Annotated in this window: 16 protein-coding genes; 7 read left to right on the forward strand and 9 right to left on the reverse strand. The window is 66.4% G+C overall.

Features of this window, described 5'->3' with window-relative positions:
• Window positions 1-140 precede the first annotated feature (140 nt).
• Both U4Z31_RS20180 and U4Z31_RS20185 read left to right on the forward strand, forming a co-directional pair.
• Window positions 141-1970 carry an alpha/beta fold hydrolase gene (locus tag U4Z31_RS20180; protein WP_321811209.1) on the forward strand — a complete coding sequence of 610 codons (1830 nt, stop codon included), beginning with the start codon at window positions 141-143 and terminating at the stop codon, window positions 1968-1970.
• Between the two features lie 32 nt (window positions 1971-2002).
• On the forward strand, window positions 2003-3364 hold the full coding sequence (locus tag U4Z31_RS20185; RefSeq protein WP_321811210.1) for a hypothetical protein: 1362 nt from the start codon (window positions 2003-2005) through the stop codon (window positions 3362-3364).
• A gap of 104 nt (window positions 3365-3468) precedes the next feature.
• On the opposite strand, the gene U4Z31_RS20190 is transcribed toward U4Z31_RS20185, so the two are convergent.
• Both U4Z31_RS20190 and U4Z31_RS20195 read right to left on the reverse strand, forming a co-directional pair.
• On the reverse strand, window positions 3469-5016 hold the full coding sequence (locus U4Z31_RS20190; RefSeq protein WP_321811211.1) for a mannose-1-phosphate guanylyltransferase/mannose-6-phosphate isomerase: 1548 nt from the start codon (window positions 5014-5016) through the stop codon (window positions 3469-3471).
• Window positions 5013-5597, reverse strand: coding sequence for a drug:proton antiporter (locus tag U4Z31_RS20195; protein ID WP_321795991.1), 585 nt, complete (start codon window positions 5595-5597; stop codon window positions 5013-5015). The genes U4Z31_RS20190 and U4Z31_RS20195 overlap by 4 nt, the downstream gene beginning before the upstream one ends.
• Window positions 5598-6893: 1296 nt before the next feature.
• Between U4Z31_RS20195 and U4Z31_RS20200 the strand changes: the two genes are divergently transcribed.
• Window positions 6894-8285: a sigma-54 dependent transcriptional regulator gene (locus U4Z31_RS20200; RefSeq protein ID WP_321811212.1), complete on the forward strand. Its 1392-nt coding sequence runs from the start codon at window positions 6894-6896 to the stop codon at window positions 8283-8285.
• Between the two features lie 63 nt (window positions 8286-8348).
• Here U4Z31_RS20200 and U4Z31_RS20205 read toward each other — a convergent pair whose 3' ends face one another.
• From U4Z31_RS20205 to U4Z31_RS20230, 6 genes are all read right to left on the reverse strand, one after another.
• Window positions 8349-10823: a glycosyl hydrolase 2 galactose-binding domain-containing protein gene (locus tag U4Z31_RS20205; protein ID WP_321811213.1), complete on the reverse strand. Its 2475-nt coding sequence runs from the start codon at window positions 10821-10823 to the stop codon at window positions 8349-8351.
• Entirely contained in the window at window positions 10820-11875 is a 1056-nt protein-coding gene (locus tag U4Z31_RS20210; RefSeq protein ID WP_321811214.1) for a DUF1839 family protein, read from the reverse strand. The genes U4Z31_RS20205 and U4Z31_RS20210 overlap by 4 nt, the downstream gene beginning before the upstream one ends.
• The gene (locus U4Z31_RS20215) at window positions 11872-12843 is read right to left on the reverse strand and encodes an amino acid--[acyl-carrier-protein] ligase (protein WP_044842949.1); all 972 of its coding nucleotides are present in this window, start codon (window positions 12841-12843) and stop codon (window positions 11872-11874) included. The genes U4Z31_RS20210 and U4Z31_RS20215 overlap by 4 nt, the downstream gene beginning before the upstream one ends.
• Window positions 12840-14036, reverse strand: coding sequence for an acyl-CoA dehydrogenase family protein (locus tag U4Z31_RS20220; protein WP_124519607.1), 1197 nt, complete (start codon window positions 14034-14036; stop codon window positions 12840-12842). The genes U4Z31_RS20215 and U4Z31_RS20220 overlap by 4 nt, the downstream gene beginning before the upstream one ends.
• Complete coding sequence (locus U4Z31_RS20225; protein WP_044842951.1) at window positions 14033-14284, reverse strand: acyl carrier protein; 252 nt, start codon at window positions 14282-14284, stop codon at window positions 14033-14035. The genes U4Z31_RS20220 and U4Z31_RS20225 overlap by 4 nt, the downstream gene beginning before the upstream one ends.
• Before the next feature lie 168 nt (window positions 14285-14452).
• Entirely contained in the window at window positions 14453-15235 is a 783-nt protein-coding gene (locus U4Z31_RS20230; RefSeq protein ID WP_193759904.1) for a Crp/Fnr family transcriptional regulator, read from the reverse strand.
• A 904-nt stretch (window positions 15236-16139) separates the two neighbouring features.
• Here U4Z31_RS20230 and U4Z31_RS20235 point away from each other — a divergent pair.
• Window positions 16140-16922, forward strand: coding sequence for a Crp/Fnr family transcriptional regulator (locus U4Z31_RS20235; protein WP_124484962.1), 783 nt, complete (start codon window positions 16140-16142; stop codon window positions 16920-16922).
• 32 nt (window positions 16923-16954) lie between these two features.
• The gene (locus U4Z31_RS20240; RefSeq protein WP_321811215.1) at window positions 16955-18346 is read left to right on the forward strand and encodes an undecaprenyl-phosphate glucose phosphotransferase; all 1392 of its coding nucleotides are present in this window, start codon (window positions 16955-16957) and stop codon (window positions 18344-18346) included.
• A 73-nt stretch (window positions 18347-18419) separates the two neighbouring features.
• Here U4Z31_RS20240 and U4Z31_RS20245 read toward each other — a convergent pair whose 3' ends face one another.
• Window positions 18420-18593, reverse strand: coding sequence for a hypothetical protein (locus U4Z31_RS20245; RefSeq protein WP_185702575.1), 174 nt, complete (start codon window positions 18591-18593; stop codon window positions 18420-18422).
• Between the two features lie 343 nt (window positions 18594-18936).
• Between U4Z31_RS20245 and U4Z31_RS20250 the strand changes: the two genes are divergently transcribed.
• Window positions 18937-19329 (forward strand): TraR/DksA family transcriptional regulator, encoded by a 393-nt coding sequence (locus U4Z31_RS20250; RefSeq protein WP_044842954.1) that lies wholly within the window; start codon window positions 18937-18939, stop codon window positions 19327-19329.
• Window positions 19330-19496: 167 nt separating this feature from the next.
• Window positions 19497-21290, forward strand: coding sequence for a DNA polymerase/3'-5' exonuclease PolX (gene polX / locus U4Z31_RS20255; protein ID WP_321811216.1), 1794 nt, complete (start codon window positions 19497-19499; stop codon window positions 21288-21290).
• Window positions 21291-21301: the final 11 nt, after the last annotated feature.

Below are 21301 nucleotides of genomic sequence, written 5' to 3' on the forward strand. Positions count from 1 at the left end.
CTTTCGGCCGATTCCGGTCAAACCTGAATGCAGGAAAGGGGGCGGATTTTCATCCGTAGGCGATTTGTCATCAGGCGGCCGTTCGACTTTGCCGTTCGGCCGAAGGATGCAATATCTTTTTTATCGATATCCAAGAGAGAATGAGACCGATCGTATTTGGTGGGCGTTTTGGCTGGCTGCATTCGGGGGACGGAGCGCGAGGGGTCGTTCTGTGCAGCGCATTTGGCCACGAATCCGTTTGGAGCCATGCCGGCATGCGCAGCCTGGCGGATGATCTGTCAGCCCGCGGTATTCCGGTGCTGCGTTTCGATTACCGCGGAACAGGGGATTCGGCAGGGGACGACGGAGCGAGTGATCAGTTCGAGACGGCCGTGGCTGACGTGTGCGCGGCGATCGAACGGCTCAAGGCAGAAACGGGTGTCACCCATGTCACGCTATGCGGCCTGCGACTCGGGACGGCATTCATGCTGCTCGCGGCCGCTCAAGTCCACGTTGACGAACTCGTGTTGCTTGCTCCCGTGGTGAGCGGGCGCGGCTACTTGCGGGAACTGTCGATCATGCGCAACATCTGGCTCGACAAGTTGCCGGCTCCTTTGCGCGCGGCTCAGCCACACGACGCCTTGTTCAATGTGTTGGGACAGGTCTACAGCCCTGCGTTCAGTGCGCGGTTGAAGGCATTCGACGCCGTCGATGTATTGAAGAACGGCGCATTTGCCAAGAAGGCACGTACATTGATCTTCGACGCCAACCCGGCCAATAGCGAGCCGTTGCGCCAGGGATTCGAGGCGCTGGGCGGCGAAGTCGAGATCCGGCCTTTTGACGGTTACGCGGCCTTCATGCAGGAGTCGGTTTTCTCGAAGGTTCCCAGGCGGGTTTTATCTACCGTGGCCGACTGGATCACGGCCGGGGAGATCAGGCGCGAGCCTTCGCGCGGCGTACCGAACGCGGGTTGGGATTCGGATCTGATGCTGCGGACGGCCGACGCGTGCGAGCAGCCGGTGAGGTTCGGCGCCGCAGGCTTGTTTGGCATCCTGTGCACGCCGCGGGCAATGAGCGATCTCAGTTCGGTTCTTTTGATCACGAATACGTCCGCCAGCGCGCATGTCGGCGATAGCCGGCTTTCGGTGCGCATAGCACGGGAAATGGCGCGTCGCGGCATTGCCTCGCTGAGGTTCGACGGGCGGGGCATCGGCGACAGTGTCGTGCCTGGCGCCGCGGCGGCGGAAACGGCGCTTCAGCCGGTTTATTCGACTGCCGTCGTTGAGGACACCGCGACCGCCGCCGGCTGGTTAAAGGAGAGGGGGTATCGAAACGTCGTGTCGTTCGGGATCTGCTCGGGGGCGTACAGTGCATTGCGTGCCGCCTTGTATGGGCGGGCGCTGTCGGGCGTCGTATCGGTCAATCTGCAGAGTTTCCATATGCCCGACGGTGTTTCGATAGAAAGGTTGAGCCGATATCAGGCCAATTCGATGGCGGGTTATCGTTCGTCGTTTTTCGACCGGTCCAAATGGAAGCAGGTGCTGCGCGGCGAGCGAAGGATATTGCCTTTCGTCCGTCTTGTTCTGAAGCGCGCGGCGACGCCGCTGGGTACCCGGAGCGCCGCCTGGTGGCGCTGGATGTGCGGCGCTTCCGGTGTCGAGGCGATGCAGGCCGATCCGCGGGGCATCCTGCGCACTTTGCAGCGAAACGGGGTGAGTACGTTGTTCGTATGCGGTGCCTATGACAGCAGCCTGGATTTGATGACGATGCATTTCGGTCGGTGCGGAAAGCGACTGAAGCGATTTTCATCGGCGCGTACGGTCGTCCTCGATGAGGTCGATCACAGCCTTTTCGGTTCGCATGCTGTCGACCAGGTCGTGGCTTTGTGCGCGGAGTTTACCAAGGGGCTCGATGCGCGACAGGCGGCTGTCGGCAAGATGGCCGGGATCGAATCCCCGGCAGGCTGTCGGCAGTCACGAGTACCGACTTGACGCGTGTGCGGGATTGTTCTATCGGCGGGAACGTGCATGAAAATGCCCGTGCCCGCCAGAATGACAAGGTGATGATTCGTTTTCCATCAATTTTCCACCGGAATGAGGAGCGTATGCCGGCACTTCGACGAATCCTGGTTGTCGTGCTCGGCGCGCTGACCCTGTTGGTCAGTCGCGGCTACTGTGACGAGCGCGTGATGACGATTGCGCCCGCGAATACCTCCGGCAGCCGCGATTTCAAGAGCACATCCAACGGACTGCTCGCCGGCACGGCTTCCGTGTCGAAGGTCAACGTCCATACGCTCCTGTACCCGGGCAGCACGACCAAAGTACTGGCCCACTACTTGCCGTGGTGGGGGCCTGACGCGCGTGGCGTGAACGTCGGCTATCGATCCGACGATCCGCAGCAGGCCCTGCGAACGTTTGCCGATATGCAGTCGCGGGGTGTCGACGGCGTGATTGTCGACTGGTACGGCAAGGGGCATTTCGTGGACAAGGCCTGGCAGGCATCCATGCCCGCGCTGGCGAGTTTTCCCGGGATGACGTTTTCGATCATGATCGACAGCGGCACCTTCAAGTTCAATGCGTGCAGTGGATGCGATCTGACCGAAACCATTCTGTACAACCTCGAGTACATCTCGCGGGAATACTTTACGTCGAACCAGTATTTGCGTTACGACGGTCATCCTATCGTGTCCGAGTTCGGAATCGACGTCGTCGGAAAGGCGGATTGGGCCCGAATTCATGCCGCTTACCCCGACATCCACTGGATTCATACGCACCCGCAAGGATTCGATCTTCCTTATAGCAAGGGTGCATTCGTATGGGTTCAGCCGTCATCCAGGATGCTGCAACTCGTGGGAAACAAGCGTGACCAAAGCTATCGTGAACGCTTCTACGATTTCGCCAGGGAGAAACGGCCGACGATGATCATGGTCGGCGGTGTCTGGAGCGGATTCGACAATTCGAAGGCGCCGTGGGGCGCCGCTGCGCCAGGCTATCTTGCGCAATCGTGCGGCCAGACCTGGCTCGACACGTTCAAAAGTATCAACGACCGCTACAGTGCGCAGCAACAGCTCCCGTTCCTTCAACTGGTTACCTGGAACGACTACGAAGAGGGCACCGCGCTGGAAACCGGCATTGCCAGTTGCACCACTGTGGATGCCCAGCCAGCGGCAGGAAGCCTGACTGTAAGGATCAGGCATCCGGAAACCGTCGACCACCTCGAGTTATACAAGCAGCTGGGTGCGGGGGCGTTCGGGTTGATCGGCCGTTATCCGGTCGATGCAACGAGTGTTGCGCTTCCGGATACCCAGGCGGCCACTTATTTCATCAAGGCAGTCGGCAAGCCGTTCATCCAGAATATCGTGTCGGCCCCGATTGTCGTTCGATAAGGCTCCGGGACAGCCGCAACGCCGGGTCGACGGCGCTCACGACGGCATCTTCAACGGCCGTTTGGGCAAACGATGCAGGTTTATCGGACACCGTTCCGTGTCGATCACAAACGATGCACCGGCATCGGCGCGTTCGGTTCCGCAGGGGAGGCCTCGACTGTCGACCGCCCATACTGATCATCAAACCGCACGATATCGTCTTCGCCGAGATAATCACCCGACTGCACCTCGATGATCTCGAGCGGAATCCGGCCGGGATTCTCGAGGCGGTGGACCTCGCCGACAGCGATATAGGTCGATTCGTTTTCACTGAGCAGGAAGGTCTCGTTGCCGCGCGTGACCTTCGCGGTGCCGCGCACGACGATCCAGTGCTCGGCGCGGTGATAGTGCATCTGCAGCGACAGCCGCTTGCCGGGCTCGACGACGATCCGCTTCACCTGGAACCGCTCGCCGAGATCGATCGAATCGTAGTGGCCCCACGGCCGCTGCACCTTGCGGTGTTCGCTCGCCTGCGGGCGCTGCTCGGTCTTCAGGCGCGCGACGATGTTCTTCACGCGCTGCACGTCGTGCTTGTTCGCGACCAGCACCGCATCGGGTGTCTCGATCACGACGACGTCCTTCATCCCGACGCACGCGATCAGCCGGCCCTCCGAGCGCACGAGACTGTCCTGCGTGTCCTCGAACACGATCGGGCCGCGCGCGACGTTGCCCTGATCGTCCTTCGGCATGATTTCCCAGATCGCATCCCAGGTGCCGACGTCCGACCAGCCTGCGGACAGCGGTACCACGATCCCTTCGATGCCGAGTTCGGGGTGCTCCGCGAGGCGCTCCATGACCGCGTAGTCGATCGAGTCGGACGGGCACGCGTCGAAGGCCGCCGCGTCGATCCGGAAGAACGGATGCTCGGCGGTGCCCGCGCGCCATGCCGCGTCGCAGGCCGCATGGATGTCGGGTGCGAGCGCGCGGATCGCCTTCAGCCAGGTCGATGCGCGCGTGACGAAAATCCCGCTGTTCCACCAGTAATCGCCCGAATGCAGGTAGCGCTCGGCGAGCGCCGCGTTCGGCTTCTCGACGAAGCGCCCGATCGCATAGCCGCCTTGTCCGCCGAGGCGGCCGGCGCGCGGTTCGCCGACCTGGATGTAGCCGTAGCCGGTTTCCGCGCGGCGCGGCAGCACGCCGAGCGTGACGATCGCGCCTTCCTGTGCGTAGCGCGCCGCGCGCCCGACCGCTTCCTGGAATGCGGCGACGTCGCCGATCACGTGATCGGCCGGCATGACCGCGAGGATGGGATCGTCCGCGAGCACGCTGGCGTCGAGCGCCGCGAGCGTCAGCGCGGGCGCCGTATTGCGCGCGGCCGGTTCGAGCAGGATGCGGGCGGGGGCCGCGCGCCCGAGCACCTGCGCGGCGCTCATGATGCGATGCTGTTCGCCGCACACCAGCAGCAGTGTGTCGCCGAGCGCCGCGTTCGCGATGCCGTTCAGGCGGCGCGCGGTCGCCGACAGCGGCGATTCGTTCGAGGTCAGCTCGATCAGCTGTTTCGGATACTGCTCGCGCGACAGCGGCCAGAGGCGCGTGCCGGAACCACCGGCGAGTATGACGGGCAGGACGCAGGGCAGCTCGGGATCGGGAACCGGGCGAAGGTTGGCGTTCATCGATTGGCTCCGGTATCGGCAGGCAGCCGGTTGTGTGCGCGGCCGTCGACGCGCGTGTCCTCGTTGCGCGATCGCGGCGGCGAGACGGTCCGGGACAGCAGCTGACGCAGCGCGCCGGCGGCGCGGTCGGCGGGCCGGACGAGACCGACGAACGGCGCGCCCTGTTCGAGATAGGGACCGTATGCCTTTCGGAATCCGAAACGCTTATAGAAGTCCTGGCGTTGTGCGGGAACGTGCGTGCGAACCGCCACGTCGGGCCATGCGGCCTGCGCGGCCGTGAGCGCGCGCTGCATGAGTTGCTCGAGGGTGCGGTCGTCGCGACATGCCTCGCTCGTCAGCACCTTGTCGATCACGACGTCCGGATCGGCGTCGTCGCCGGGCAGCACGCGCGCGTAGGCGACGACTTCCGTCGTGTCACCCTTGTGCATGCACGCGAACACGTGCAGCGCATGCGCATCCTTGCCGTCGATGTCGAGATGCGTATGCGCATCCTCGACCACCAGCACTGCGTTGCGCGAGCGCAGGATTGCATAGAGATCGACGGCGCTCAGATGTTCGAATTCACAACAATGCCATTCCATGATGCGGTCCTCGTGTGAAGCCTTCAGCACGCCGAGCCGCATGAACGCGTTCGTCCGGTGCGGCTCGCCGATGTCCATGATGCGGATGCGGGGCGCGCCGGTCTGTTCGAAAGCATACTCACACTCTCGTTATGCCCGTTTCGTGCGGCCGATACCGGCAGCGCGAAACGGGCCGTGACGTGAGCGGGGCACTGTGCGGTATCACACAGTGGCCGCATGCCAGCTTTCCCATAATTGATTCGTCGCGACTGTCCGCTGCGAACCGCGCAGCGGGCAGTCTGCATCGAACGCGATTGAAGAATCGGGGGCTGTACTTGAGATTGCGATCGTTCACGGCGGGTCGGCCGCGCATCGCGACCGGTTGCTCGCAGGTCAGCATCTGCCGCATCGTCGATGTCCTCGCGATGCGCGCATCCTTCATCCGGACGCGATCGTTTCGACGCGCCGGCCAACACGCGCATACTTGCGACGGTGCACTGCCCGATGCTTTCGCGCTGCATGCGGCCCTGCACCAGCACAGTGCCCGTCGCGCCGGCCTGCCGGCAGCGATCGTTGGCGGCGCGACACGCATGGACGCCATGCTGCATCGCGTCAGGAGACGGACGGCACGACCGGCTGCTTCGTTACGATGTTGTAACGAACACGCGCGGTTCGCCCGCGTTCGATGCGTGATGGCGGTGTCGCAGGGGCGCGCGATTATCCACGGATGCAAAACGCTTCCCGGATTATTTGCGCGATTCAAGCGAGAATCGCGGGCAATGGAAGGCGCCGATCTTGCAGAAAAGTGGTATTTGGCACTGATTGACGGGAATGGTCGTGGATAATCAAATCTGAGGCGCTAAACGCGCGCCGCGCGCGCCGGGGCGGCAGCGTAATCGGCTGAATCGATTTTATCTTTTGGTAACAAGGCCATCTCGATACGGGGTGTAGATTCAGGAACGGATGAAATGAGGCCACCATTCCGAAAGCGGGGTGGCGGCCATCCGGTTCAGCATCGGGCGCGGCTGTCGTGTACGACGCGACGCAAATGCGGACGGAAATCCCGTTTGCCGACGCGCTCCGCCTGACGGCGCGTCGTATGAAAGCCGGAACGCCGCGGCTCCCGCGGCCGCGCGTTCCCTTCGAGTTCGATGACAACGAGGCCGGATGACATTCGGCTCGACCTCCGGGGGCTCTCGCCGTGTGCAGTTTCGATCTTCGCCAAAGCTGCGGAAACGCGGCGCGGACATGTGGCCATGCGCCGCCGGCCGCAGCGCACGCGAACGGTTCGCGGAGTGGAGAAAGTGATGGTTCGCTATGAATATGCCAATAACGCGCGATAAGAGCGCCGGCGGGGAGAGGATTACCGGGCAGCGTCCTCTGATTTACTGGACCCAGACGCCGTCCGTCATGCTGCGCAAGGAACTCGCGCGACGCGACTGGAAAGTGACGGTCGTCGCGCACGCGAGCGAATTGCGCGATACCTCCGGCGAAATCACCTGCGGCATCCTCGACCTGAGCGGCGGTCACGCCGACGCGATCGGCAGCATCGCGTCGACCTGCGCGTCGATGCGCGACGTCGTGTGGGTCGCACTCGTCGAGACCGGCCAGACCGCCTCGCCGAACGTGCGCGCGCTGTTGCGCGACTATTGCTTCGACTACATCACGTTGCCCGCGTCGCACCAACGCATTGCCGATACGGTCGGCCATGCGTACGGAATGGAATGCCTGTTCGCGCGCGATCGGGAACGCCTCGAATCGCAGGAGAACGGCATCGTCGGCACCTGCAGCGCGATGCTGAGGCTGTTCGATACGGTGCGGCGCTTCGCGCGCACCGACGCGCCCGTGTTCGTGTTCGGCGAGACGGGAACCGGCAAGGAACTGACGGCCGTCGCGATCCATCGTCATTCGGAACGGCGCAACGGCCCGTTCGTCGCGGTCAACTGCGGAGCGATCCCGCCCCACCTGCTGCAATCGGAACTGTTCGGCTATGAGCGCGGCGCGTTTACCGGCGCGAACGCGCGCAAGATCGGCTACGTCGAGGCCGCAAACGGCGGCACGCTGCTGCTCGACGAAATCGGCGACCTGCCGCACGAGAGCCAGGCGAGCCTGCTGCGCTTCCTGCAGGAGCGCGCGATTCATCGCCTCGGCGGCAGCGACCCGGTGCCGGTCGACGTGCGGATCGTCTCCGCGACGCACGTCGACCTGCGCGAAGCGATGGAAGAAGGGCGTTTCCGCGCGGACCTGTTCCACCGTCTTTGCGTGATGCGCATCGACCAGCCGCCGCTGCGCGCGCGCGGCAAGGACATCGAGCTGCTCGCGCATCACATGCTCGAACGCTTTCGCGGCGACGCGCGCCATCGCGTGCGCGGCTTTTCGACGGATGCGATCACGGCGCTCTACAAGCATGACTGGCCGGGCAACGTGCGCGAACTGATCAACCGCGTGCGGCGCGCGGTCGTGATGACGGAAGGGCGCCTGATCACCGCGCAGGACCTCGAGCTCGAATACTGTCTCGACGCGGCGTCGCCGTCGGTGGCCGACATCCGCAAGTCGATCGAGCGCGAAGCGATCGAAACCGCGCTGCTGCGCACGCGCGGACGCGTCGCCGCATCCGCACGCGAGCTCGGCGTGTCGCGTGCAACGCTCTATCGCTGGATGGAAGCGTACGGCATCGAGCGGCCGCGCGGCACGGGGTCGTCGGACTGACGCGCGCGGTGCGGCCGTGCGAGCGTGTGCGCGTGCGTGATCCGGGTCCCGCGCCGGCTCGCGTCAGCCGGTCAACGCCGCACGCACGGTTCGCGCGGCGTTGACCGCGCGGATTTCGACGGTCGGCGGCGCGCCGGCGGCAGCTTGGCCGCCGGTGTTCGCGAGCGGCACGAGCGCGACACGCGCCGGCGTGCCGGGCGCGAGATCGAACCAGTCGTCGCGCGGCACGAAGCCCGGTGCATCGATCTGCACGTGACGTGCGACGTGGCGCGTGTCGATGTCGACGTGCCACGTGTCGCCGGTGCGCGACACGCATGCCTCGATGCCGGGTTCGCGGCGGGCGAACACGGCCGGGTGCGTGCGGGACGGGAAGTAGAACGCCTGCGACAGCAGCGTGCCGTCTTCGGCGCGCAGTGTCGCGACGACGGTATCGTGCTCGCACGGGCCGAAGCGATACGCGTAGGTCCAGTCGAAGAAGCGGCCGAGCAATTCGGCCGAATCGAGCCGCACCGTGTCGTGCGCGGCGATCCGGACCGGAGCGCCGGCACGCGCGAGCGGTGTGCGGCCGTCGCGCAGCGCGACCAGCTCGACGGCCGCCGACAGCGGCGCCGGCCGCTCGTTGATCACGTGCACGTCGAGCCCGTTCAGCCCTTCGTCGACGAGCAGGACCTGCACGGGCTGAAGTACCTGGCGCAGCGCATACCACGCCGATTTCGGCCGATGCGCCGCATCGAGCAAGCCCCATCCGGCGCCCGCCATCACATCCTGGAACTGCCAGACGAGCGCGCCCGCGCAGCGTGAGCCGGTGCGCCGCCACTCCGAGAACGTGTCCCGCATCAGGTCCGCGATCACCGCGCGCGACAGCTCGAAGTAGCGCGACGGATCCTCGCGCCGCAGGCGGTCGGGCGCCACGTCGTACAACGTCTGCAGATAGTGATCGCGAATATCGTCGAAATCCCACGACGTGCCGGGGTCGCGCGGCACGGCCGCTTTCCACCGCGGTTCGTGCACGCCCGGCCAGCCGAGGCTGGCGAGCATCGCATCGCACGGCACGTTCGCGAACGCGAGGCATTCGCTCGCGAAGCGCACGTCGGCGCGACGCGCGTCGTCGAGCGGGCGAAGGTACGCGCCGATACCGTAATAGTGCGACACGCGCTCGCGCGGCATGAACGGCAGCACGCCGCCGTCGGGCGAGTCGGGGACGTACAGCGCGTCGGGCCGCCGTGCCGCCGCGTGGTCGGCGAGGCGCTCGGCGGTCAGTTCGAGGAAGCGCTGCTTCGGCCCGAGCCCCGACATCGCGGCCTGCTGCGCAATCTCGCTGCCGCCGCACAGCACCGCGAGCGACGGCGACGCGCGTACGCGCGTGAGGAACTGTTCGGCTTCGCGACCGACGGCGTCCGCGAAGGCGCGATCGTCGAGCGCATAGTCGAAGTTCGCGAACATGAAGTCCTGCCAGACGAGCAGTCCGAGCCGGTCGCACCACGCATGGAATGCGTCGGCCTCGTAGGTCATCGTGCCGCCGACGCGAATCATGTTGAAGCCGGCGTCGCGCGCGTATCCGAGCAGGCGGCCATAGGTCGCGTCGTCCGCGTGCAGCGTGAGCGGTGCGGCGCTGCTCCAGCATGCGCCGCGCGCGAATACGCGCACGCCGTTGACGCGCAACCCGAATCCCTTGCCGTCGTCGCCCGCGTCCGGTTCGATCGTGCGAAAGCCCGTCGCGCCGAGCGGCCGCCGTTCGGCACCGATGTGCAATGCGACGTCGTAAAGCACCGGTTCGCCATGCGTGTGCGGCCACCAGCGGCGCACGTTCGGCACCGCGACGGTCGCATGGAGCCGGTCGGCGCCGCGGCGTTCGAGCGTCGCGTGGTGCTCGCCGCACGACAGCCGGGCTGCAAACGCATCGGGCAGCGGCCCGGCGAACGCGAGTTCCGCATCGAGCCAGCCGGTATCGCCGTCGAGGCGCGCGTGCAGGTCGCAATGAACGAGAACGGGACCGTCGGCAGGGTCCAGCACGTCGACGGGCCGCCACGGACCGGTCGGCACGCAGCGCGGAAACCAGCCGGGCATATGCCCGAGCAGCGACGTGCGAACGGTGCGCAACGTCGCCGGTTCGGCGAGCCGCGTGCGCCAGCGTGCGCGGCGCGGTGCGCGCACATCGCGCAGGTGCGGCGCGAGGGCGCGGAAGCAGACGGTCAGCCGGTGCGTGCCGTCGAGCGACACGGGCACGTCGTGCGCGACGAACATGCTGTCCGAGCGCAGGATCGGCGTGTCGTCGAGCCATGCCTCGGCGAGCGTCGCGAGGCCGTGAAAGCGCAGCACGCGCGGCCCGTGCCCGTGCAGTTCGACGCGATACCAGTGGTCGCGCTCGTCGAGCGACGCGGTATCGTCGGCCCGGCCGGCCAGCGCGAGCGCCTGCGCGACCGTGCCGGGGACGGGGGCGGCGATCCAGCCGTCGGCCGGAAGATCGAGCGGCCCGCGCGCGGCACCCGCGGGCGTGGCGAGCAGCGACCACGCGAGCGCGGCATGCGCGCGCGTCACCGCAGCAACGGCACGGCGGCCGCGTCGACGCGCACGGGCGCCGCGTGCTGAAGCGGCGGGGCGATCTGCCGCGCGCAGTCGATCAGGTCGGCGTAAGCCGCTTCGATCGCTTCGAGCGTCGCGTCGCCGCGCTCTTCCTTGCCGCGCGCACACGCCCGCGCCAGCCGGAACTCCAGCACCATCGCCTCGGATGCGATGCGGTCGCAGGCGGTACGAATCTCGGCGAACGGCCCGACGCAACCGCTCGCCTGCAGCCAGCGCGCGTAATGGCCGAACAGTTCGAAGTTCGCGCCGAGTTGCCGCACCGAATTGAACGAGTACGCGTGGAAGCGTTCGAGCGGGGAATCGGCGAGCGATTTCGCATCGAACTGCAGCTGGCGCCGGAACGCCGTGACCGGATTGACGACCGGCAGCCGGCGCAGATGCCGCTGCAGCGACGCGAGCGAGACTTCGCACAGCGCGCGCTCGTCGAGCGGTGCGAAACGCCGCTTCGCGCATTCGACGTACGGCGGCAGCGGCATCGGCGAACAGCCGCCGACGAGCCCGTTGTAGTCGAAGTCCTCGGCCACGTAATAGCCGCTGTTGTGGAAGTAGCCGATCTGGCGGCGCGTGCGATCGATCGAGTCGATGCCGATCGTCGTCTTCGTATGCTGCGTGCGGTAGCTGCTGCCGCGCGTGTCCGGCAGGAACCACGCGTCGACCTCGACGATCATCAGGTGACCGCGCGCGACCTGCGTCTCGATGTGCTGGTCGAGCGGCTCGTAGATCGAGTGTTCCTGCACGACGATGCCGTACAGCCGCTCCAGTTCGTCGTGCGGAAACTTGAAGAACGTGAACTGGTCGCCCTCGAAGTCGAGCGCGATCGTAAACGGCAGCGCCGCGTACGGGTTGAGGCCCCACCAGCGGAGCACCTCGAGCCACATGTCGACATAGCAGTTGGTCTGTTTCCAGACCATCTCCTGACTGTGCAGCGGGTGCGGCCGATAGTGGCGTGCGCGGTGGCGCACGTCCTCGAACGACGCGTCCTCGCCGTCGCGGGACACGAATTTCATCGCGTACCCCACAGCACGTCGCGAACGTCGGCCGGCCATGCGTCGAGGTCGAAACCGTGATGACGGAACAGCGCGAGCGTCAGCCGCTCGAGGCCGAAGCCGACGCAGCCCGTATGCGCGACGTCGCCCGTCGCGGTGCGGATGTCCCACAGCAGCCCGAAGTGATCCATGTGGTAGTTGAAGCTCAGGCACGCGGTCTGGCGGTCGTCGTGCTCGATCGGGATCAGCAGCTCGAACTTCAGGTTCTGCTCGCGCTGGCTGTTCGCGACGATCTTGCCGCCGCGCCCGAAGAACGGATCGTTCGCGAGATCGATCGCGTTCGGCAGTTGCAGCGCCTCGATCATCCGTGTGCCGCGCTCCATCCACGTCGCGCGGAACGCGACGATCTGCTCGGGCGTGCCGATGCGTATGTATTCGCGCATCCGGAACAGCTGCATGCGGGTCGGGTCGAGCGACGGCTCGTGGCGGAAGCAATACGAGAACACGTCGACGATGCGGCCGTCGCCGGGCAGCGCACCGGCGCGCGCGACGACCGGATAGACCGGATAGCAGGCGGCCGGCGTCATCACGACGTAGGTCGGCTTCTGGCTTTCGGTCCAGTCCTCGCCGCGGTCGAGACACTGCAGCACGCGCTGGTGCCGCTGTTCGTCGCCGCAGAACGCATGCACGCTGCCCGCGAGTTGCGGGAAGCTCTTCATGTATTCGCTGCGCTCGAATTCGGTGCGGCTCATCGCCGGCGGGAAGCGCAGCACTTCGGCCTGCTGGTCGGCGCCGAGGCGCGTGACGAAGGCGTCGAGCGCTTCGACGACGCGCTCGAACCGCTCGCTGCGGCCGAACAGGCCCTGGATGCCGGTCGACACGAGCAGGCCCGCATCGATCAGCTCGTCGCGCAGCGGATTGACGCCCGCGCGGTCGAGCGGCGCGTCGGACGGGGTGGCGGCGGAAGGCACGGAGAGGCGATCGTTCACGAATGTTTCTCCAGCGTCGCGGGACGCAGTGCGAGCAGCAGGCTCGAGGTATTGGCGGCAATGCGGTCGTTGCTGATCATCAGCGGCGCCGCGTGCAGGTCGCGCAGGTGGCGGCCGATGCTGAACGGCGTGCCGTGCTTGTAGCCGGCCATCCCGCAGATCATCATCGCCTGCTGGGCGACTTCGAGCGCGGTCGACGACACATAGGTCTTCAGCGTGTTGATCTCGGCGGCCCAGGCCATGCCGGCCGACCACGAGCGGGGCGACGCGCTGGCATAGAGGCGCAGCACGCTGTCGACGCGGGCCTGCATCGCCTGCATCAGCGCAAGCGATTCGGCGATGCGCCGCGACGCGGGCGACGGCGCACCGTCGGTCTGGCGCGCCTGCGTGCGGAAGAACTGGTGCGCGCGATGGAACGCGTCGCCGGCCACGCCGATCCACACCGCCGCCCACAGGATGTGCGAAACCGGCACCATCGTCTGTTCCGCGATCTGCGCGAACGGCACGGGCAGGCATTGCACGGTCGTGCCCTGTGCATCGAGCACGAAGCCGTTGCTGCACGTGCCGCGCATGCCGAGCGTGTCCCATTCGCCGCGGCGCGTGAGCGTATAGCCGTCGCGCAGCACCGTGACGAGCACCTGCTCGGACGCCGGCGCGTCGGCGTCGCGCCGCGCGGTCGCGAGGATGCCGTCCGCGTAGTCGCCGTACGAGATCGTCGGCGCGGATTTGTGCAGCCGGAATTCGCCGCCGTTGGTCTCGAGCGCGCACTGGCTCGCGCGCAGGTTACCGCCGACGCCGTCCTCCGACGTCGCCGACGCGAGCAGCCACTGATGGCGCACGAGCTGTTGCAGGAACAGCTTGTGCCAGCCCTGGTCGGCCGCGTGATTGACGATGCAGGCCACCTGGATCTGGTGCATCGCGAACACCATCGCCGACGATGCGCAGGCCTGGCCGAGGATCGAGCATGCCGATGCGACGTCGGCCAGCGACGCGCCGGCGCCGCCGAGCCGGGTCGGGACCATTGCGCTCAGCAGGCGGCGCGCACGCATGGCCTCGATCGCCTCGACGGGGCAGCGTGCGTCCCGGTCGACCGCATCCGCGTGCTGGGCGGCGATTTGCGCGACGGCGTGCGCGGCCTCGTCGAGCCGGCGTGGTTCGTCGTCGGCTGCGAGTTCGGGAAGCAGCGCGCTCATGCGGAATGCTCGGCGCGTTGCAGGGTCGCGATGGTGTCCGCGAGCGCGTCGACGCTGCGGAACAGATTGCGGTTCAGCATCTCGTCGGGAATCTCGATGTTGAACTGCTTCTCGATCGCGAGCATCAGCTGGATCGTATCGAGCGAGGAGAGGCCCGCTTCGTAGAGGTCATCCCCGTCACCGATCGAGTCGATCGCGGCTTCGAGGTGGGCGACGTGCTTGAGGATGGTTCTGATTTCGTTTTTCACGTGCTGCTCCGGCGTGTGAGGTGTCGTCCGCAAGGGCGGACGCGCGCAGCGCGCTGACATCCCCCCGGCAGTCCGGCATCAGTAGACCATTCGCACGCCCGGCGTTCTGTTCGCCACCCTACAATCGGCTGACTCGGGTCGCACGCGTGCGCCGACTCGCCGTGCGCATCACGCGCGTGCCGCGGCGCTCACGCCCGAGTCGGCCGACAGGATGCGCTTCATCTCGTCGCGCACGATCGCGCGGCAGCCGCACGACATTTTCTCGAGGCCCGCAAGGTCGGCAAGCTCGATCGAGCTCCGGTACTGACGGATCAGGCCGAGTTTCTGGATCTCCCCGGCCGCATCCGTGACCGTCTCGCGCCGCACGCCGAGCATCTGCGCGAGCATGCTGTGGGTGATCTGGATCTCGATGCTGCGCGACCGGTCGTACGCGAGCAGGAACCATCTGCATAACTGATGTTTGAGCACGTGATGTCGGCTGCAGAACGTGATCTGCGAGACCTGGGCCATCAGCAGCCGCACGCAGACGAACACCAGATGGCGAATCACCGGCGACGCGTCGAACGCGGCGGCGAAGATGCGCCGGTCGAGCCGGTAGACAAAGCCGTCGCGGCAGGCGACGGCACGGCACGGCATCCGGCCGCTGCCGCCGATCACGTCGTCGCAGACGACGCTCTCGCTGCCGATCTCGGCCACTTCCAGCGTCATGCCGCCGGACGACACGTACTGCAGCGAAATCGCCGTCGTGACGGGCAGGTAGACCGCGTTGAGCATTTCACCCGGTTCGCACAGCACCTGGCCCGATTTCAGGTGAACGAGTTGGAGGTTGGCAATCAGCGTCGCGCGTTCGTCGCGGTCGAGGGCCGCGACGAACCGGTTGGCGTCGAAGCTGTGGGAAAGCTCGATCATGCCGCTCGCGTGGGCGACGGCGTCATTGGCCTGGTGGGTCACGGCGGATCCTCGTAGGGAGCGATCGCACATCGCGCGGCGCCATCCACGGGGATTTAGCACGCACGTGCGGATTCGTGTTCATAGAAATTCGAATGCCGATGGCGAAAAAGGCTAGCACGCAATTCAATTCGATAAATTGCGCATTACGTCACTTCACAATGTTTGACGATTCGGGGTAAATGAAAAGGTTATAGGTATTTGAAGATCGTCTTCGTATGAATTAATTGCACTGGGGGGTGAATCGCGAATTCGGTGCTGATCGAGAATCAATCCGGCAACGAAGTGCATCGTACAAGAAAAATATCTAGAATGCATTGAACATTATTTGACAATTGAGATTCGCGGGTATGATTTATTAATTGAATCATGGAGTTGCGTGAGATATGTGCGTTTGATTACAGTGTTGTAAATTAATCCCGCGATTCATATTTGAGACAGTTTCAAACGACCATTCGAGCGTGCGGCACGCGACTCTGGCCCGTTTGAGACATCATGGAAACAATTGAAAACCGGGTGTAAGTTATTGAACGATAAGACTCCCGCGCCGCTGCCGGTTCCACTGCCGGCCCCGCGCTCAATGATCAGTCGAATTGCCGGCTGCGTCCGCGACGCAAGCGGGTGTCCGGAAATGAGACGTTTTTTGCGGTTTTCGATCGGCTATTCGGGGGCGCTAAATCGCAAGTCATTTATATATTAAGGATGGAGCGGGTATTGGCACGTAAATCGCTTATCGAAACGGGCGTGTCGAAACGGGACTGCCGATTCGATCCAGCGGCGAGACGCCGTGGGTCGATTGGATCGAGGGTTGTGGGCCGCAACCCGCGTCGCCGTCCGGGCGCGCATCGCGATAACGAATTCCGCTGACGCGGCTGCATGCGGCGCGGACGATAAAAGGGATACAGACATGCTTCATCTTCACTCGAGCTACTCGGCGAATGCCATCCTCGATGCCCTTCCGGAGGACAGCATCCGTGCCATCGCACCGCACCTCGAACTGGTCCGGATCAAGGCCGGCATGCTCGACCGTGTCGGGGAACCGATGCGCCACCTGCATTTCCCGACCACCGCCATGATGTCGGTGCAGCACCTGATGGAGGACGGAGCGATGGTCGAGGTCGCCGTGGTCGGCCGCGAAGGTGTGGTCGGCCTGGCGACGCTCGTCGGCGGCACCGCGGTATCGAATCGCGTCGAAGTCCGGATCGGCGGGATGGCCTACCGCGTGCCGACCTGCGTGATGCGCTCGGAATTCGAACGTTCGCCGGCGACGTATCGGCTGCTGCTGAACTACTGCCAGGCGACGATGGCGCAGATTTCGCGCAGCGCGTTGTGCAACCGGCATCACTCGGTCAGCGAGCAGTTGAGCCGCTGGCTGCTGCTCGCGCATGACCGGATCGACGGCGACGAACTGGCCGTCACGCAACAGACGATCGCGAACATGCTCGGCGTGCGTCGCGAAGGCGTGACGGAAGCGGCCGGCAACCTGCAGGAAGCCGGGCTGATCCGTCAGCGTCGCGGCCGCATCACCGTGCTCGATCGAGACGGTCTCGAGCGCCAGGCATGCGAGTGCTACGAGCTGATTCGCGCGGACTATCGCCGCCTGCTCGGCACGCGGGCCGGCGCGCGTGCGTTGCCGGTGCGGCCGCGCATGCAGGACCTGCACGGCGGTTTCCCCGCGCACGGTGTGTGACGATGCATGCGATGGCGGGTGGAACGAATGCGATGCGACGCGCCGCGATCGCCGCGGTCGATGTTGCGCTGGTGCTGGCAGGTGCGCTCGCCGCGCAGGCTGCGATGGGGCTCGCGTGGCACGATCTGTCGGACGCGCAGCGCGGCACGGTCGCATTGCTGTGCGTGCTGACCGTCGCGCTGTTGCCGCGCAGCGTGCGCGTGACGCGCGGCGCGGCGTCGCCGCACGACGGCGGTGCCGTGCTGACGCGCACGGTGGTGGCCGTCGTGTGCGTGGGCACGCTGACGGTGGCCGGCACGATGTGGATCATGAACCGCGGCGGCACGGTCACGACGCGCTGGATCGCGCGGACGGTGCTGTCCGGCGACGCGGCACTGCTGCTCGGCAGGCTGGCACTCTGCGCGCTGGCGATGAAGCGTGGCGATCCGCGCGCGCGGCAGCGGCGGGTTGCGGTCGTCGGGGCGACCGCTTACGGACGGGTGGCGATCGAGCGCATGCAGCTCGAACCGGCCGGGCCGTTCGCGGCTGCCTGCGTGTTCGACGACGATGCACCGGCCGCGGCCACGACTGACGGGATCGGCGGCGTGCCGGTGATCGACGACTGGGTCGCGTTGCGGCGCATGATCCGCGGCGGCGAGATCGACGAAGTGTGGCTCACGCTGCCGATGTCGCACGAGTCACGCATCCAGCGCATCGTGCGCGAACTGCGCGACGAGTTCGTCGAGCTGCGGCTGTTGCCGGACGTGCGGCAGATGGCGGTCGTCGAGCGATCCGCGACCGATGTGCTCGGCATGCCGGCCATCAACCTCGCGACCACGCCGCGTTCCGCGCCGGAACTGTGGGCAAAGTTCGCGTTCGACCGGCTGTTCGCCGGCGCCGTGCTGATTCCGCTGCTGCCGCTGCTCGCGGCGCTGGCGATCGCGGTGAAGCTGTCGTCGCCGGGGCCCGTCTTGTTCAGGCAGCGCCGCAAGGGCGCCGACGGGCGCGAGTTCCATATCCTCAAGTTCAGGACGATGCGTGTGCATCGCGTACAGCCCGGTATCGTGCGACAGGCCTCGCGCAACGATGCGCGCATCACGCCGGTCGGCGCGTTCCTGCGACGCACGTCGCTCGACGAGTTGCCGCAGTTCTTCAACGTGCTGTTCGGCCAGATGTCGGTGGTCGGCCCGCGTCCGCACGCGATCGAACACGACGACTTCTACCGGCAACTGATCGACTGCTACATGTATCGCTATCGCGTCCGGCCGGGGATCACGGGATGGGCGCAGGTGAACGGCTATCGCGGCGAGACACGCAAGGTCGAGGCGATGGCCGCGCGCGTGAAGTTCGACCTGTTCTACATGCAGAACTGGAGCTTCTGGTTCGACATGAAGATCATCCTGATGACGGTCGTGCGCGGCTTCGTCGGACGCAACGCGTTTTGATGAATAGGAATGCGAAGTATCGAGCGTCGACTCGTGCTTCCGTCCTCGATACGACGCGACCCGCAACCGCGCTTCAGCTGTCCGCCGGCGGCTGAGCGGCTGCCGGCAACGCAGCGGGCGAGACGGCGGGGCTGGCGTCGGGCGCGGCCTGCGCGCTCGACGGCTGGATGGCGTGCTGGATCGTCGGCACGACCATCGTCGGGAACAGGGCCGCAAGGGCCACCCAGATGACGACGCCGAACAACATGACGTTCTCCCGGAAAGCCGCGGATTCGCCGCGCATTCTCTCAATCTACGACGCAACTTTTTACAGGGGATTGATCGAACTCAACGACGGCTGCGTCAGACGAATGCTGCCCCGCGGGGGTTTTCGCATCAGTCCCCGGTTTCTGATGCGCGATGCGGGCGCTGACGCCGGTCAACACATGCGTGTGCATTGGGTTTATGCTGCGTCGAATGCGTCCCGCACTTCATGTGGCCGGACGCGCATCCGGGCACGACGAGCCGGGCATCCCGGGCCGCCGTGCACCGGCGCGACAACCGCGCGCCGCATGCCTCATTGCGCGGAACCCGGAAAAGGAGGGACGGCGATGGCGCTCGATCGAGAACAACGGCAGACGCTGCAGCGACGGCTGACCGAGAGCGAGCAGGCGTTGCGTGCGGAGATCCGGACGAGCGAGGACCAGCGCGCGTCGGAGTCCTATGCGGAGCTTGCCGGCGCGGCGCCGGACGAGGGCGACGAGGCCAATGCCGATCTGTTCGTCGACATGGATCACGCGCTGATCGGGATGAAGCTGGCCGAGTTGCGCGCGATCGGGCGCGCGCAGCAGCGCATGCGCGACGGCAGCTACGGCGAGTGCATCGATTGCGATGCGCCGGTCGGCTACGAGCGACTGCTCGCGCGCCCGACCGCCGAGCGTTGCACGCATTGCCAGTCGATATACGAGCGGCGCTACGCGACGACACCGCGCGCATCGCTGTGACGTCGGTGCAGGGGCCACGCAAGCAGCGAGCCCCGCGCGGCACGACACGGGCGATCGGCGCAGGATGACCAACGGGCACCCGCCGCCGTCGACATGCGGCGCCGGGCGGGCCGACGCCGGCACGCCGGCGCACGGCGCCATCCACGTGGAAGGGAGCCACGCCGATCATGCCGATCCACAATGCCGAGTGCGCGGCCGTCTTCACCGAAATCGCCGACATGCTCGAGATCCAGGGCGCCAACCCGTTCCGCGTGCGTGCCTACCGCAACGCGGCCCGTACGATCGCCGACTACGGGCGCGACATTCCGGCGATGATCGAGAGCGGCAGCGATCTCGGCCGGATTCCATCGATCGGTGCCGATCTCGCGGCGAAGCTGCGCGAGATCGCCGCGACCGGTACCTGCGAACTGCAGCAAACGCTGCGCCATGCGTTGCCGGGCGCGATCGTCGAACTGCTCGACGTGCCGGGGCTCGGCGCGAAACGCGTCAAGGCGCTGCATGACGCACTGCACGTGGACTCGCTCGAGCAGCTGCGCGTCGAAGCGAAGAGCGGGCACGTGCGCGCGCTGCCGGGTTTCGGCGCGAAGACCGAAGCGCACCTGCTCGACGCGCTCGACGAGCGCCTGAAGCGCGAGCCGCAGCGCTTTCTGCTGCCGGATGCCGCGCAATCGCTGATGCCGTTGCTCGAGCGCTTGCGCAAGGTGGGCGGCGTCGGCGAAGCGGTGCCGGCCGGCAGCTTTCGCCGCTGCCGCGAGACGGTCGGCGATCTCGACATCCTCGTGACCGCACGCGATCCGGCCGCCGTGGCCGACGCGTTCGTCGGCTACGGCGAGGTCGCACGCGTGCTCGCGAACGGCAAGACGCGTTCGAGCGTCGTGCTCGGCAACGGGCTGCAGGTCGACCTGCGCGTCGTCGACGCCGACGCGTTCGGCGCGGCGCTCGTCTACTTCACGGGATCGAAGGCGCACAACATCGCGCTGCGCCGGATCGCGCAGGCCGGCGGGCTGAAGATCAACGAATACGGCGTATTCCGCGGCGACGAGCGGATCGCGGGCGCGACGGAGGCATCCGTCTACGAGGCGATCGGCCTTCACTGGGTGCCGCCCGAGTTGCGCGAGGGCCGCGGCGAGATCGACGCGTCGCGCGTCGGCGCGCTGCCGGCGCTGGTCGAACGCAAGCACGTTCATGGCGATCTGCATGCGCATACCGACGCGTCGGCAGGGCGCGACAGCCTGCGCGCGATGGCGGACGCGGCGCGTGCGCGCGGGCTCGCGTATCTGGCCGTCACCGATCGCATGCCGGAGTCCGGCGGCGGCAGTACCGATGCCGACTGGCTCGTACGGCAGATCGATGAGATCGACCGCCTCAATGCGTCATTCGACGACTTCGTGCTGCTGAAGGGCGTCGAGGCGGGCATTCGCGAGGACGGCAGCCTCGATGTGGCCGACGACGTGCTCGGCCGGCTCGACCTCGTGGTCGGCGCGGTACGTGACCGCTTCGACCTGCCGGGCGACGCGCAGACCGAGCGGCTGCTGCGCGCGATCGATCACCCGTATTTCACGATCCTCGCGCATCCGACCGGCCGGCTGCTCGGCGAACGCGACGCATGCGAACTCGACGTGCCGCGCGTGCTCGCCGCGGCCGCCGCGCGCCACTGCTTCGTCGAACTCGACGGCGACCCGCGGCGGCTCGATCTGCCGGACGTCTGGTGCCGCGAGGCCGCCAAGGCCGGCGTCGCGGTGGCGATCGGCTCGGACGCGCGGTGCGCGGACGATCTGGACAATCTTGGATACGGTATCGGCCAGGCGCGGCGCGGGTGGCTCACGCGACAGGACGTGCTCAACACGCGCACGCTCACGCAACTGCGGCCGCTGTTGGCGCGCACGATGGGCACAACCGGCACAACCGGCACAACCGGCACAAGCATCGCGTCGAAGCGCGGCCGCCCGAAGGGCGCGTGACGGCGCGCGTA

Source organism: Burkholderia sp. BCC1985 (assembly GCF_905339915.1).
In the GTDB taxonomy this organism is placed as follows: Bacteria; Pseudomonadota; Gammaproteobacteria; order Burkholderiales; family Burkholderiaceae; genus Burkholderia.

What these genes read in the sequence shown, in the direction of transcription:
- U4Z31_RS20180 (WP_321811209.1), top strand. Translation starts at nt 141, where the DNA reads ATGAGACCGATCGTATTTGGTGGGCGTTTTGGCTGGCTGCATTCGGGG.
- U4Z31_RS20190 (WP_321811211.1), bottom strand. Translation starts at nt 5,016, where the DNA reads ATGAACGCCAACCTTCGCCCGGTTCCCGATCCCGAGCTGCCCTGCGTC.
- U4Z31_RS20195 (WP_321795991.1), bottom strand. Translation starts at nt 5,597, where the DNA reads ATGGAATGGCATTGTTGTGAATTCGAACATCTGAGCGCCGTCGATCTC.
- U4Z31_RS20200 (WP_321811212.1), top strand. Translation starts at nt 6,894, where the DNA reads ATGAATATGCCAATAACGCGCGATAAGAGCGCCGGCGGGGAGAGGATT.
- U4Z31_RS20210 (WP_321811214.1), bottom strand. Translation starts at nt 11,875, where the DNA reads ATGAAATTCGTGTCCCGCGACGGCGAGGACGCGTCGTTCGAGGACGTG.
- U4Z31_RS20220 (WP_124519607.1), bottom strand. Translation starts at nt 14,036, where the DNA reads ATGAGCGCGCTGCTTCCCGAACTCGCAGCCGACGACGAACCACGCCGG.
- U4Z31_RS20235 (WP_124484962.1), top strand. Translation starts at nt 16,140, where the DNA reads ATGCTTCATCTTCACTCGAGCTACTCGGCGAATGCCATCCTCGATGCC.
- U4Z31_RS20240 (WP_321811215.1), top strand. Translation starts at nt 16,955, where the DNA reads ATGCGACGCGCCGCGATCGCCGCGGTCGATGTTGCGCTGGTGCTGGCA.
- U4Z31_RS20245 (WP_185702575.1), bottom strand. Translation starts at nt 18,593, where the DNA reads ATGTTGTTCGGCGTCGTCATCTGGGTGGCCCTTGCGGCCCTGTTCCCG.
- U4Z31_RS20250 (WP_044842954.1), top strand. Translation starts at nt 18,937, where the DNA reads ATGGCGCTCGATCGAGAACAACGGCAGACGCTGCAGCGACGGCTGACC.
- polX (WP_321811216.1), top strand. Translation starts at nt 19,497, where the DNA reads ATGCCGATCCACAATGCCGAGTGCGCGGCCGTCTTCACCGAAATCGCC.